The following is a 227-nucleotide window of genomic DNA, read 5'->3' as shown; positions in this document are numbered from 1 at the left end:
TTTCGGTTGGCCTAAGCATTAATCACGCAAGTTTTTGTACTCTTAAGGATTCAGTAACGGTAAAACGAAACATACCTAAGTTAACAAATTCATCAAGTTTTTGTACTCTTAAGGATTCAGTAACGGTAAAACTGAAATATGAAGATTTAAAAACTGGCGATAGTTTTTGTACTCTTAAGGATTCAGTAACGGTAAAACCCAACAAGTCGACCATACAAAATATGTGG

1 protein-coding gene is annotated in these 227 nt (G+C 33.9%); it reads right to left on the bottom strand.

The features are described 5' to 3' along the window. Positions 1–22: 22 nt before the first annotated feature. A partial coding sequence (locus ON15_RS12100; protein ID WP_040525171.1) for a hypothetical protein occupies positions 23–227 on the bottom strand: 205 nt, incomplete at its 5' end.

The sequence above is a fragment of the Liquorilactobacillus vini DSM 20605 genome, from assembly GCF_000255495.1.
GTDB lineage: Bacteria > Bacillota > Bacilli > Lactobacillales > Lactobacillaceae > Liquorilactobacillus > Liquorilactobacillus vini.
This window is presented reverse-complemented; position numbering and strand designations above follow the sequence as displayed.